At 68.6% G+C, this 13,358-nt stretch carries 11 protein-coding genes and 1 tRNA gene; 6 read left to right on the plus strand and 6 right to left on the minus strand.

The features are described 5' to 3' along the window. Positions 1-1,506 (minus strand): Y-family DNA polymerase, encoded by a 1,506-nt coding sequence (locus IFS44_RS08255; protein ID WP_244650053.1) that lies wholly within the window; start codon positions 1,504-1,506, stop codon positions 1-3. After that, positions 1,475-2,272, minus strand: a complete 798-nt coding sequence (locus tag IFS44_RS22175; protein ID WP_192098118.1) for a hypothetical protein — start codon at positions 2,270-2,272, stop codon at positions 1,475-1,477. Before IFS44_RS22175 ends, IFS44_RS08255 begins: the two co-directional genes overlap by 32 nt. Before the next feature lie 163 nt (positions 2,273-2,435). On the opposite strand from IFS44_RS22175, the gene IFS44_RS08265 reads away from it, so the two are divergent. Beyond that, positions 2,436-2,510 (plus strand) — tRNA-Gly (locus IFS44_RS08265). A gap of 238 nt (positions 2,511-2,748) precedes the next feature. Then, the gene (locus IFS44_RS08270; RefSeq protein ID WP_192098214.1) at positions 2,749-4,260 is read left to right on the plus strand and encodes a globin-coupled sensor protein; all 1,512 of its coding nucleotides are present in this window, start codon (positions 2,749-2,751) and stop codon (positions 4,258-4,260) included. Positions 4,261-4,314: 54 nt separating this feature from the next. On the opposite strand, the gene IFS44_RS08275 is transcribed toward IFS44_RS08270, so the two are convergent. Both IFS44_RS08275 and hemC read right to left on the minus strand, forming a co-directional pair. Continuing rightward, positions 4,315-5,961: a uroporphyrinogen-III synthase gene (locus IFS44_RS08275; RefSeq protein ID WP_192098119.1), complete on the minus strand. Its 1,647-nt coding sequence runs from the start codon at positions 5,959-5,961 to the stop codon at positions 4,315-4,317. Beyond that, the gene (hemC, locus tag IFS44_RS08280; RefSeq protein ID WP_192098120.1) at positions 5,958-6,866 is read right to left on the minus strand and encodes a hydroxymethylbilane synthase; all 909 of its coding nucleotides are present in this window, start codon (positions 6,864-6,866) and stop codon (positions 5,958-5,960) included. The genes IFS44_RS08275 and hemC overlap by 4 nt, the downstream gene beginning before the upstream one ends. 75 nt (positions 6,867-6,941) lie before the next feature. On the opposite strand from hemC, the gene tsaD reads away from it, so the two are divergent. Both tsaD and IFS44_RS08290 read left to right on the plus strand, forming a co-directional pair. After that, positions 6,942-7,970, plus strand: a complete 1,029-nt coding sequence (gene tsaD / locus IFS44_RS08285) for a tRNA (adenosine(37)-N6)-threonylcarbamoyltransferase complex transferase subunit TsaD (protein ID WP_192098121.1) — start codon at positions 6,942-6,944, stop codon at positions 7,968-7,970. After that, positions 7,967-8,944 (plus strand): NAD(P)H-dependent glycerol-3-phosphate dehydrogenase, encoded by a 978-nt coding sequence (locus tag IFS44_RS08290; RefSeq protein WP_192098122.1) that lies wholly within the window; start codon positions 7,967-7,969, stop codon positions 8,942-8,944. Before tsaD ends, IFS44_RS08290 begins: the two co-directional genes overlap by 4 nt. Positions 8,945-8,989: 45 nt before the next feature. On the opposite strand, the gene IFS44_RS08295 is transcribed toward IFS44_RS08290, so the two are convergent. Together IFS44_RS08295 and IFS44_RS08300 are read right to left on the minus strand one after the other, a co-directional pair. Continuing rightward, positions 8,990-10,819, minus strand: coding sequence for an AsmA family protein (locus IFS44_RS08295; RefSeq protein ID WP_342366377.1), 1,830 nt, complete (start codon positions 10,817-10,819; stop codon positions 8,990-8,992). 242 nt (positions 10,820-11,061) lie between these two features. Continuing rightward, the gene (locus IFS44_RS08300) at positions 11,062-11,220 is read right to left on the minus strand and encodes a DUF1674 domain-containing protein (protein ID WP_081874308.1); all 159 of its coding nucleotides are present in this window, start codon (positions 11,218-11,220) and stop codon (positions 11,062-11,064) included. Between the two features lie 102 nt (positions 11,221-11,322). On the opposite strand from IFS44_RS08300, the gene IFS44_RS08305 reads away from it, so the two are divergent. Continuing rightward, entirely contained in the window at positions 11,323-12,600 is a 1,278-nt protein-coding gene (locus IFS44_RS08305) for an RsmB/NOP family class I SAM-dependent RNA methyltransferase (RefSeq protein WP_192098124.1), read from the plus strand. Between the two features lie 71 nt (positions 12,601-12,671). Then, positions 12,672-13,331, plus strand: a complete 660-nt coding sequence (gene rpe, locus IFS44_RS08310; RefSeq protein WP_031396295.1) for a ribulose-phosphate 3-epimerase — start codon at positions 12,672-12,674, stop codon at positions 13,329-13,331. Positions 13,332-13,358: the final 27 nt, after the last annotated feature.

Raw genomic sequence — 13,358 nt, forward strand, 5'->3', positions numbered from 1 at the left:
TCATGCGAAGACGCCGTGGAGATACCAGCGCGGGGTCTCGACCTCCGAATACAGGCCGTGCCGGAAGATCCAGAAGCGGCGGCCGCGGCGATCCTCGACCCGGTAGTAATCGCGTGTCGGAATGTCCTGACGCCGCCACCATTCGCCTGCGATCCGTTCGGGCCCCTCGCTATGCGCGACGTCGTGGACGGTGCGGCGCCAGCGGAACCGGTGCGGCGGACCGTCCGGAACCTCGGCCATCATCGATTCGATCGGGTGCGGGGGATCGAACAGATAGATCGGGCGCAGCGGCGGTTCGCCCGATTCGGGGGCGGTCCAGGGCGCAGGTCGCGCACTGACCGCGGCGGCGTCCGCCGCCGGCAGCATCAGTTCGGCCTGTTCGGGAATATGGCTGTCACGCGCCGCGAACCGCCTTACCCGTGCCCGACCGAGCCGCGTGCCGAGCTGGTCGACGAGTTGCGCCACGTTCCGGTTCTGGCCATCCCGGTCCTGGCCGTCTCCCTTCTGCCCGCCCTCCAGCTTCAGCTGCGTCGCATCCAGCCGTTCGGCGAGTGCAATATCGAGGCGGATCAGATCATAGCCGAAGCCGGGGTCGAGCGGATCGGCGAGGCTTTCGATCCGCTCGCGGAACAGTCGCATCAGCACGGCGACGTCGCGGGTCGGCTGACCCGTCTCTATCCGCAACCGCTGGACAAGCCCATCGGCACGAAACAGCCGTGCCTCCCACCGCCTGCCACCCTCATGGCGTTCGGCGAGCTGGATCCCGGCCTCGGTCGCAAGCTCGGACAGGATCTCGAGCGCATAGTCGGTCCGCGCGATCGGCTCGGCAAAGCGACGTTCGACGCCGATCCGTGCGATCGTCTGCCGCGGCACGATCGGCCCTTTCACCGATCCATCGAGCCTGCGGATCATCATCGCGGCGTCTTCGCCGAATCGCGCCGCGATCACGCTGAGCGGGCGTGCCATCACGTCGCCCACCGTCTTCAACCCGGCGCGCGACAAGGCGGTCGTCGCATCGTCATCGAGGCCGAGTGCTGCGACCGGCAGACGCTTCACCGCGCGGCGTTCGTCGGGGGCAGGGGCCCCGGCGAACCGCGCGAGCGCCCGCGCGGTATCCGGCGTGTCGCCAAAGGCATGTCGCACCAGCAGGCCGCGGCGGGCCAGCCGTTCCTCGAGATCGGCGGCAAGCCGGCGCTCGCCCTCGAATTCATGGACACAGCCAGCGATGTCGAGGATCAGCCCGTCCGGGGCGTCGAGCGCGACCGACGGGGTATAGCGCTGACATCCGTCCGCCAGCCGCTCGAGCCATTCGTGATCGGCATGCGGATCATGCTGATAGGTTTCGAGTCCGGGCACGCGCGCCCGCGCATCGGAAAGCGTCAGCCCGGGTTCGAGCCCCGCGCGAAGCGCTTCGCGGTCGAGCGACTTGAGCCGTACCCCGCCCGCAACCGTCTCGACGAACGCGATCGGTGCCTCAGCCCGTCCGACGAACAGATGGGGGCGCATCGTCCGCAGCCGCTCGATCGGCAACCATGGGAATACCAGCGCCAGATAGCGGCGCGGTATCGATGCCGGTTTCGGTGCCGGGTTGGGGGAAGGCTTGTTCGAAGTCATACGCGTCACGATTCCACTCCACGCGCCAGCGCAGGCCGGCCTGGCCTCCGCGTCGACGCAGCAATTCGATATCGAAGGCCGGCTTGCCCGGTGCGTCCGCGTCCAGCGGTTGCGACCGGCACGATGTCACCTGCCAACGCGTTGCGGCGGCGCTGGGCACGGGGGCCGCATCGATCCTGAGGCTGAGGATGGTCACGCCCGAGGTTTCGGCGGCCAACATCAGCCGACGCGTCGCCGTCAGGTCGATGCTCGCCGCCCGACCCCAGGATTCGATGACCAGCGTTCCCAGCCCCTGGCATCGTGCGGCATCCGCGGCGGTGCGCAACAGGCTGGCCTCGTCATCAACCAGCGCGAGCACCAGCGACGAGACGTCGAGCCCCATTTCCACCAGACCGTTCGCATGGAGTCGCCCGCCTTGGCGTTCGCTCGCCTCGGTGCGCAGCCACAATAACGGCACCGCTCGCGCGGCCAGAGTCGTGGCAACCGCGAAACCCGCGGCGCTTGCCGAATCATCGACCGACGCGAAGATCTCGTGCAGCTGAGCCCTGGCCATGCCCTCGGTCATCCAGGCCTCGACCGCCCGGCCATCGCGTTGCAATGGCAGGCCGGTCGTCGCAATCCGCTTGAGGCGGGCGATCAGGGCGGTCGAGTCGTTCACAATTGTTCTTGTAATGTTCTATTGGGGGAGACGCCAAGGACAATCTTCGCGATGGTCGCTGCAAATTTTGCAAAGAAGGCGCTTGCCGGATCCGAAACCCCGGGCTAATAGCGCGCCTCACCCCGCCACCGTGTCGTTACTGACCGGCGGCACAGGCGCCAGAGCGGGCGTAGCTCAGGGGTAGAGCACAACCTTGCCAAGGTTGGGGTCGAGGGTTCGAATCCCTTCGCCCGCTCCAGTCGCTGCCTCGAACGGCAGCGGCTTTCGCCGATCGGGTGTTTCCAAACCTCCACGTTAAACTCCCAGATGGCGTCACGCCATACGTAAGGGATGCTTGATCTATGTATGCCCGACGATGACGATTTGTTGAGGCGGACCTGACCGATAGCGGCGGCGCGTTGCTATAAATTGGTCATCTACCGCTATATTCGGAGCCGTCCGTGTCCGTTGATCAAGTTTCGTCGCGTCTCGCATTCATGGAAATGGGAGCCGATCAGCAGGCGACCGTCGCCGCCGTCCGGCCCTTGATCGAATCCCTGATCGGCGGCGCGCTCGACAAATTCTACGACCGGGTCCGCAATCAGCCCGAAACCTCGCCCTTCTTCCGCGATTCCGGCCACATGACTTCGGCCAAGTCGGCACAGGCCAAGCACTGGATGAACATCGCGCGAGGCCAGTTCGACGCGAGCTTCTATGACAGCGTACGGCGGATCGGGACCGTTCACGCGCGGATCGGGCTCGAGCCGCGATGGTATGTCGGCGCCTATGCGCTCGTTCTCGAAAATCTGCTTGCGGGGATCGGCCGCCACTACAGTCCCTGGCGGCGGCTGGTGAAGGGGCTCCGCACGCCGAGCGCGACCGATGCCAGCATCGCGATCGTCAAGGCGGCGCTGCTCGACATGGAATTGTCGCTGTCGATGTATTTCGAGGAAGCCCAGGTCGAACGCAACGCGGCGATCACGACCATGGGCAAGGCACTGAACGCGCTCGCCGCCGGGGATCTGTCGACGACGCTGACGGGGCTCCCGGCCAGCTTCGCGCCGCTCGAGGATAGCTATAACGACGCGCTCAACCAGTTGCGCACGCTGATCGGCGCGGTGTCCGAAAGCGCCACCGCGATCCGCACCGGATCCAACGAGATCGCGCAGGCGTCGGAGGATCTTGCCCGCCGGACCGAGAGCAATGCCGCTTCTCTGGAGGAGACCGCCGCGTCCGTGACCCAGATGGATGGCCGGCTTCGTGCTTCCGTGACCGCGGCCGGCCAGACCGTCGAACGCGCCGATCAGGCGATCGCGACGGTCGGGGGCGGTCGTACGGTGGCGGATCTGGCGGTACAGGCGATGGGCCGCGTATCGGACAGCGCCAAGGGTATCGACAGCGTGATCGAGGGGCTGGACAAGATCGCCTTCCAGACGCGCGTCCTGGCGATGAACGCCGCGGTCGAGGCGGGAAGGGCCGGCGATGCGGGTCGCGGATTCGCGGTCGTCGCCGATCTGGTATCCGCGCTCGCGATGCGTGCGGAGGAAGAGGCCAAGCGCGCGCGCGATCAGTTGACGGTGACGCAGACCGACATCGTCACCGCGGTCGATGCCGTGACTAAGGTCGATGGCGCGCTCGCGGCGATATCGGACGACGTGGCGCAGGTTCACGCCCTGCTCGCCACCATGGTGCGGGACAATCAGGCACAGTCGGTCGCGATCACCGAGATTTCCGCGACGATCGGGACGATGGACCAGACGACGCAGCAAAATGCCGCGATGGTGGAGGAAACGTCGGCGGCAGCGCGCAACCTAGCCGCCGAGGTGGGTACGCTGGCCGACCAGGCCCGACGGTTCCGCACCAGCGATTCCCGCGGTGCCAAGCCGCCGGTCGCGCCTGCGAAACAGGATTATGGCCAGCCCGAAAGCTATACGTCGCCGGTCAAGCCGTTGCCGCCAGCCGCAATCCCGGCGATGGTTCGCCACGAGGACGACTGGAACTCCTTCTGACGCCCGAAAGCGCCTATCGCAACAGGCTTCGGCCGGTCGCGATAGCGGGGTGTCTCAGGGGGCGGGTACGGCGACCGGCGCCTCGGTCTGCGTCGATGTCGCGACCGGTGGCAGCACCGGGGTGGTGACCACGATCGGGCTGGGCTGGGGCTGACCCGCCTGACCCATCAGCGCCGTATTCTCCAGTATATCCAGCGCCTTGCGCGCGACGATGTAGCGGCGCGCGGCGTCCATCCAGTTGCTCGCCTGCGTCGCGCCGGGCAGGCGCTCGACCTCGGCGCGGGCCGCCTCGACCTGGCCGGCCTCGAGCAGACGACGTGCGCGCGCTAGGCGGTCTGCCGGCATGGGCGAGGCCATGCTCTCCTCGCGCAGCACGATCAGGTTGCTGAATTCACGCCGCACGGTCTGCAACCAGCTGTCATTGGTCGTCCCGTTGGTGCTCGTGATCTGCGGCGCGATCGTATCGAGCCCCTGGCGCAGATCCTCGATCGTGACCGGCTGGTGCGCGGCCTGGATCACCGCGGCCGTGGCGCGCGGCTGGGCGCGACCGAAGCGCAGTCGCAGCTGCTCCTCGATATAGCCCAGTCCAACCCCACGATCGATCGCCCGACGCGCAGCGAACGCGACCATCAGGCCTTCCGCGCGGGTCGCCTGACCCCCGGCTGCCATCGCGTCGCTCGACACGGCCGCGGTCCGGGCCTCGAGCGCGGTGAGCTGGCCCGCCAGCGTCGCCTCGCGCGTTGCCAGCATTGCGGTGTCGACCCGCGGCTGTTCGCCATTGGCGTTGAGCGGTTGCGCGGGGGTGAAATCGGGATTGCCCGATGCCGCCGCGGCCGTGGTCGATCCAGCGGCCGTCAGACCGGTGCGCTGACCAAACCATGGCATTGTTTTCAGCGCATAGCCCATCGCTACCGATCCGGCGATAAAAGCCAGTCCGATCAATATGATGATAACACCCAGGCGGGGGCCGCGTGCCCGGGGACGCTCGATCGGCACGTGGTCGCTCATGACGCGCTTATCCCCGCGACGCGCGTCAGGGTCAATCGCGCGCTTTGCGGCGATCGTGACAAGCGCATCGTCGGTGGGAGTCTCCGCCACGACCAGCGCGGCCCAGCCGCTGCCCGCCGCGTCTGCCGCGGCGCGGCTGATCGCGGCGATCGTGATGCGCGACCGGTCGACGCCGGCCTGTGCAACATGCTCGGCGAACGCACGCGCGGCGCGGGGCGAATGGATCAGCACGAGCAGGTCTTCGTGCGGCGGCAACACGCTATCGCCGATCCGCAGCGCTTCACTCGCATAGACGGTGCACGCGACGACGCCCGGGCCGGTCGGCCTGCGATTGCGACCCGCCGGGTGGAACAGGCGGTCGAACCCGGATGCCCGCGCCGCGTCGATCGCGGCATCGACGTTGCCGGTGCCGGTCACCGCGACATTGAAGCCAGCGCGTCGGGCGGCGGCGGCGGTGGCGTCGCCGACCGCGATCACCGGCAGCGTCTTGAGCGTGTCGGGCAGGGCGCCATGGCGAATCGCGTTCGCGCTGGTCAGCAGAACGGCATCGAACCCGCCGAGGTCGGGCGGCGTCCAGGCGACGGGAACGATCGTGAACACCGGCATCGCCAGGGGCTCGAGCCCCAGTCCGCGAAGCTTGGCGCATGTGTCGGCATTGCCCGGTTCGGGGCGCAGCACGACGATGCGGGTCATGCCGCGAACAGGCGCCGGACGCTGGCGGGGGCGCGGGTCAGCAGATCGAGCGCGAGCGCGGTACCAAGATCTTCGTCGATCCCGCCTTCGATCGCGCCGGCGACGTCGCACGACCCGTCCTCGGCGATCAGTTCGCCGCGCAGCGTCAGCGTCTCGCCGGCCAGCGAGGCAAGGGCTGCCACCGGCGAATGGCAATCCGCCCCCAGCCGCGCGAGCAGCGCGCGTTCGGTCCGGACGCACAGACTGGTATCCACGTGATCGATCGCCGCGACGATCGCATGGGCCGGCTTGCCGACCAGCGTCTCGATCCCGACCGCACCCTGGGCGGGTGCGGGCAGCATGATGTCGGTCGGGATGGCATGACCGATCGCCGTGCGCCCGAGACGATCGAGCCCGGCGGCGGCAAGCAGCGTCGCGTCCATGTCGCCGGCCGCGACCCGCGCGAGCCGCGTATCGACGTTGCCGCGGATCAGGACGATGTCGAGATCGGGGCGCGATCGCAGCATCTGCGCGCGTCGCCGCGGCGAGCTGGTGCCGACGACCGCGCCCTGGCGCAAATCGGCAAGCGTTTCCGCGCCGATCAGCCGGTCGCGCACGTCCGCGCGCGGCAGCATCGCGGCGATCTGCAGGGTCTGCGGGCGGATCGTCTCGACATCCTTCATCGAATGCACGGCGCAATCGATCTCGCCGTCGTGCAGCGCGCGATCGAGTTCCTTCGTCCACAGCGCTTTGCCGCCGATCTCGGCGAGCGCGCGATCCTGCACACGGTCGCCCGTGGTACGGATCACGACGGTCTCGATCCGATCCGGGGACCAGCCATGCGCGGCGCACAAGGCGTCGCGCACCATGCCTGCCTGCGCGAGGGCGAGGGGCGAGCCGCGCGTGCCGAGCCGAAAACTAGTCATGACGCCTGCATGCAGAAACGCGGCGCGTTCGACAAGCGTGAGGACAAGCCTTGTCCGGCGCGATAGGGATATGGGATGATCATTCTGGGTATCGAATCCTCCTGCGACGAAACCGCCGCCGCGCTCGTCACCGCCGATCGACAGGTGCTGGCGCACCGGTTGCTCGGGCAGGAGGCGGCGCATGCGCCGTTCGGCGGGGTCGTGCCGGAGATCGCGGCACGCGCGCATGTCGAGGCGCTCGAGCCGCTGATCGTCGCGGCGCTGGCCGATGCGGGGCTCAAGCTGGCCGATGTAGATGCGATCGCCGCGACGGCCGGACCGGGGCTGATCGGTGGCGTCATGGTCGGGCTCGTCACCGGCAAGGCGCTCGCGCACGCCGCGGGCAAGCCGTTGATCGCGGTCAACCATCTGGAAGGCCATGCGCTGTCGCCGCGGCTGTCCGATCCCGATCTCGCCTTCCCCTATCTCCTGCTGCTGGTGTCCGGCGGGCATTGCCAGTTGCTGCTGGTCGAAGGGGTCGGCGCCTATCGGCGACTCGCGACGACGATCGACGATGCGGCCGGTGAGGCGTTCGACAAGACTGCCAAGATTCTTGGCTTCGGCTTTCCTGGTGGCCCCGCGGTCGAGCGCGCCGCCGCGCTGGGTAATCCAAAGGCCGTGCCGCTGCCGCGCCCGCTCAAGGGTTCGGCCGAACCACATTTCTCCTTCGCCGGTCTCAAAAGTGCGGTCGCGCGGGTCGTCGGGGACTATCCGCCGGAAGATATCGCCGCGTCGTTCCAGGCCGCGGTGGTCGATTGCCTGATCGACCGCACGACCAGGGCGATGAACGGTCTGACGGTGACGCCCACCGCGCTGGTCGTCGCGGGCGGGGTCGCGGCGAACGGCGCGGTCCGCGGCGCATTGCAGACGCTTGCCGCGGCCCGCGGCCTGCGGTTCGTCGCGCCGCCGCTCTGGCTGTGCACGGACAATGCGGCGATGATCGCTTGGGCCGGGGCGGAGCGGTTCGCCGCCGGACTGACCGATCCGCTCGATACCGCGGCCCGCCCGCGCTGGCCGCTCGATCCCGACGCCGAGGCGGTGCGCGGCGCAGGGGTGAAGGCATGAGGATCGGCGTCATCGGTGGCGGCGCCTGGGGCACCGCGCTGGCACAGGTCGCGGCGCATGAAGGTCGCGACGTGATCCTGTGGGCGCGCGAGCCGGCCGTCGTCGACTCGATCAACGCGACTCATGCGAACGCGCTGTTTCTCGCCGGCGTCGCGCTGTCGCCGACGATCCGCGCGACCGGCGATCTCGGCGCCTTGGCCAACATGGACGCGATCCTCGTCGTCGCGCCGGCGCAGCATGTCGGCAGCGTGCTCGCCGCCGCGCCGATCGGCGGCATCCCGCTGGTGCTGTGCGCCAAGGGGATCGAGGCGGGGAGCAAGTGGCTGGTCGGCGAGGTCGCGCGTGCGGTGCATCCCGACGCGCCGATCGCGGTGCTGTCGGGGCCGACCTTCGCGCATGAGGTGGCGGCGGGGCTGCCGACCGCGGTGACGCTCGCCTGCGAGGACGAGGCGCTTGGCGAGGCACTCGCGACCCGGCTCGCGGCGCGGCATTTCCGGACCTATGCGTCGACCGACGTCGCGGGGGCGGAAATTGGCGGGGCGGTGAAGAACGTGCTCGCGATCGGCTGCGGCGTGGTCGAGGGGGCCGGGCTTGGCCAGAATGCGCGTGCGGCGCTGATCGCGCGCGGTTTTGCCGAGATGACGCGGTTCGGGCTCGCGCGCGGCGCGCGCGCGGAGACGCTCGCCGGGCTGTCGGGGCTCGGCGACCTCGTGCTCACCTGTTCCTCGACGAGTTCGCGCAATTTCTCGCTCGGGGTGGGTCTCGGGCGCGGTGAGGCCGCCGCCGCGTTGCTGGCTGATCGCCGCACGGTCGCGGAAGGCGCATTCACCGCCCCCGTGCTGCGCGAGGCCGCGCGTGACGCGGGCGTCGACATGCCGATCACCGAGGCCGTCTGCCGCCTGCTGGAAGGGACACCGGTTCGCGACGTGATCGGAGACCTCCTCGCGCGACCGCTCAAGGACGAGGCGGGCTGATAGGAGGCGATTGCTTCATCCTCCCCCTGGCGGGGGAGGATCAGTCTAGCGCAGCACGCGCGCCGCGAGCCCCGAGCAATCCGCATCTCTTGCGGTCGGGCCCTGTTTCCCCGTGATCGCGCGGCCGATCGCCTTGAAGATGTTGCCGACCGACTTCACCTCGGGCGGGATCGTCACCGCCGGCCGCTCGATCGTGCCGGTCATATAGGCCGAGCCCGGCACGCGCAGCAGCGCATGCTGTTTCGGCGTGCCGGTCAGCCGGATGTTCAGTGTCTCGCCGGGAAACACCACGCTCCCCTGACCGCGCATCAGACTGGCGGTCGTGTCGACGATCATTGGATCGATCCGACCATGGCCGCGCGTCACGTCGAGTTTCAGCACGACGCAGCGCAACCCGGCGCGCTCGCCATCCTTTGCCAGCAGCGCGCGCGCCGCATCGAACCCCAAGGCCGCCGCGATTCCCTGCGGCAATTGCCCGTCGCGCGCGACGAATCCGATCGTGCCGTTCGCATTGCCGACCGCTGCGCGGATCGTCGTGCCGGGCCCCCTCAGTCGTGCGCGCGCGCTGACATTGCCGCTGAACTCGCCGCCGCCGCCCGCGAGATCCTGCACGCTGCTGCCGCGCAGCCGCAGGTTGATATCGACCATCGGCACCTTGCGGTCGCCGCGCTGGTCGACCGTCAGCTTCCCCTCGACCCGACCATGCGGCAATCGCGCGTCGAGGTCGCTGAGCGTCAGCAGCTGGTGGTCGATCGCCAGCACGCCCCTGGCGGACAGGATCGGTGACGCGCCCTTGGCGCTCACGATCCGCTTGATCCGGAACGCCATCCGCGCGTCGGTCGTGTCGATCTTGCCGATATCGATCCGCGTATTGGGCACGAGCCGCGGGCCGATTGCGCGTTCGAGCGCGGCCCCCTTCGCCTTCCCCTCGTCCGACGCCAGGTCACCGAAATCAAACTGTCGCGATACGATCGCGCCGTCGACCTTGCTCCGGCCATCCTGCTTGTCGACGCTGACATGCCCCGTGAAATCGGACCGTCCGACCACGCCCTTCAGCTGCGTGACGGTCCATTTCGGCTGGTCGTGGCGGACATGCGCGGAGAACGACACCGGTTGCGTGCGGAACAGCCCCGCCTCGATCACCGCGTCGATCAGCTTGAGATCGGTCGCGCGTGCGGTCACGTCGAGCTCCATCGCGTCGGTGTCGAGCGGGTGGTCCATCCGGCCTTTCGCGGTGATCGAGAGCGCGTCGCCATCGATCGACGCGGTGAACGGCCAGGGCTTGCCCTGGAACCGCTCGACCGAAGGCCCCGCCACGGCGATCCGCACCGCTGCACCGCGGATCGTGCCGTTGCCAGCCGCGCGGATGCCGTGCACCGGATCGGCGGTGAAGCGTGCCGTGACGAACCGGTCCTGCTTGTCGTCGCGATAGGCGATCACGCTGTCGCTGATCGTCAGCCCGTCGAGGTCGGTGGAGCTCCCGCCGCCCTTCGGCTTGCCCGGGCGTTCCCAATTGGTCCGGCCGTTCCTGTCGCGAACCAGCACAAGCCGCAGTCCGCGCGCCTTCACGTCGCGCGGCCCGAACGCCCCTTTCAGCAGTGCGAGCCCGGAAAAGGTGGCTTCGGCCTCGCGCAGCCGGACGAAATCGCCCGTTCCGGCCCATGCCGCCTGCGGAATACGGACGTCGGTGATGCGGATCGTGGGGTTGAACCCGAACGTGTCGACGCGCTCGATCCCGCCGATCGTCACCGGCCGGCCGAACCGCGCGGTGAGCTGCCGCTGGATCACCCCCTTGAGCGACCCCCAGGGGAAGGCGGCGAGCACGATCAATCCCAGCACCACCACGCCAGCGACGACGATGCCGGTGATTTTCACCCAGCGTTTTGCGAAGAATCCCCTCATCCTACCGCGACGCGCCGCCGTGCGATACGTTCCGCGTGCGTCAGGACCGCTGCCGCAGATTTACCGACACAACCTCTGTCATTCCCGTGTAGGCGGGAATTCATAGGGGCGAAGCGTGCGGCCTCACCGCCGACAACCGGGAAGATGGATCCCCGCCTGCGCGGGGATGACGGATGTGGAGCAGCGCTGGATCAGGCCTCGAAACGACGAAGCGATCAGAAGTCGATCGCCATGCCCTTGAGTTCCCAGTCGCCATAGCGCGTCGGGTCGCGCGGTTCGGGGTCTTTGTCGGGCACGATCGGCTCGGGCTGTGGCACCGGTGTATCCTTTGACAGATAGGCGGGTGGCTTCACATGGTCGGGGCGCTGGCCCATCATGGCTCTCCGGATTGCGTGTTGGCGTCGTAACCGCCACATGGGGCGCGCCGTGCGACTTGCCAATGCAGCGCGCTGCACCCGAACGCGAAGGACCTTCTCATGCCCGACTATACCCACGCCCCCGAGCCGCTTGGCGTCCCCACCCGCCGCGCCGCGCTGCGCCTGCTCGATGCGGTGCTGCGTCGTGGCGAATCGCTCGAATCCGCGCTGCCCGCCGCGACCCGCGCGATCCACGGACCCGATCGCGGGCTTGCGCATGCGATCGCCGCCGAGACGCTGCGCCGGCTCCCCGATCTTGACGCGATGATCGATTCGGTCACGAAGACCAATCTGCCCGACGATGCGAAGGCGCGGATGGCGCTGCGGATCGCGCTCGTCCAGGTGCTGATCCTCGGTACGCCGTCGCATGCCGCGATCTCGACCGTGCTGCCGCTGGTCGATGGCGGTCCGCGCAAGCTGGTCCACGGCGTGTTCGGGACGCTGTTCCGCGCCAACATGCTGCTGCCCGAGGTGCCGACGCTGCCCGCTCCGGTCGAGTTGCGCTGGGAAGCCGCATGGGGCGAGGAGATGGTCGACGATGCGGGCCGTGCGATCGCCGCACCGCCGCCGCTCGACCTGACGATCGCCGACCCGGCCGAAACCGAAGGCTGGCGCGAAAAGCTTGGCGGCGAGAGCTTCATGCCCGGGCATCTGCGGCTCGGTGATCACGCCTCGGTCCCCGACATGGAGGGCTTTGGCGACGGCGCCTGGTGGGTGCAGGACATTGCCGCCTCGCTGCCCGCGCGCTTGCTGGGCAAGGGGGAGGGCCATGTCCTCGATCTGTGCGCGGCGCCCGGCGGCAAGACGCTGCAGCTCGCCTCCGCGGGCTGGACCGTCACCTCGGTCGACAATTCGCAGAGCCGGATCAAGCGCCTGCGCGAGAATCTCTATCGCACGCATCTGAAGGCCGAGGTGGTGAACGCCGACCTCCTCGAATGGGCGCCCGCCGAGCCCGCCGACGCGATCCTGATCGACGCGCCGTGCAGTGCGACCGGCATCTTCCGCCGCCACCCCGACGTGCTCCACCGCGTCCGCCCCTCGATCATCGCCGAGACCGCGGCGCTGCAGGCGCGGATCTTCGCGCGCGCGGCCGACTGGGTGAAGCCCGGCGGCACGCTCGTCTACGCGACCTGCTCGCTCGAACCGTCGGAGGGCGAGGCGCAGCTCGACGCGTTCCTGTCTGCGCGCAGCGACTATTCGATCGTGCCGGCCGACCAGGCCGAGCTCCCCGCCGGGATCACGCCGACCGACACCGGCACCGTCCGCACGCTGCCGGGCATGCTCGCCGAACAAGGCGGTTGCGACGGCTTCTTCATCACCCGTCTGAAGCGCGCCTGATCATTCCTCCCCCGCTTTGGGGGAGGATTGAAGGCCTTCGCACCACGTGAATCCCCCGCTAGGACAAATTCATGCAACCCGTTCGCATCGCCCCCTCGATCCTGTCCGCCGACTTCGCCAAACTGGGTGAGGAGGTCCGCGCCATCGATGCGGCCGGCGCCGACTGGATCCATATCGACGTCATGGACGGGCATTTCGTGCCCAACATCTCGTTCGGCCCCGCGGTCATGAAGTCGGTGCGCGGCGTCACCGCCAAGCCGTTCGACGTCCATCTGATGATCGCCCCCGTCGATGCGTATCTCGATGCGTTCGCGGAGGCCGGCGCGGACTGCATCACCGTGCATTACGAGGCCAGCCCGCACATCCACCGCTCGCTCCAGCACATCAAGTCGCTCGGCAAGCGCGCGGGCGTTGTGATCTGTCCCGGCACGCCGGCGAAGATGCTCGATTACCTGCTCGACATGGTCGACCTCGTGCTCGTGATGAGCGTCAATCCGGGGTTTGGCGGGCAGAGCTTCATCCCCAGCCAGCTCAAGAAGATCACCGCGATCCGGACGATGATCGAGAAGAGCGGTCGCATGATCGATCTCGAGGTCGATGGCGGTGTCGACGCCGAATGGGCGAAGCGCTGTATCGATGCGGGTGCGGACGCGCTGGTCGCGGGGACGTCGGTGTTTCGCGGGGGGCCGGCACAGTATGCCGCCAACATCGCGGCATTGAGGGGCGATTGACCGACCAGCTCGATCCCGTGACCGATC

Origin of the sequence: Sphingomonas sp. CFBP 13706, from assembly GCF_014842355.1 — a bacterium.
Classification (GTDB): Bacteria; Pseudomonadota; Alphaproteobacteria; order Sphingomonadales; family Sphingomonadaceae; genus Sphingomonas; species Sphingomonas aerolata.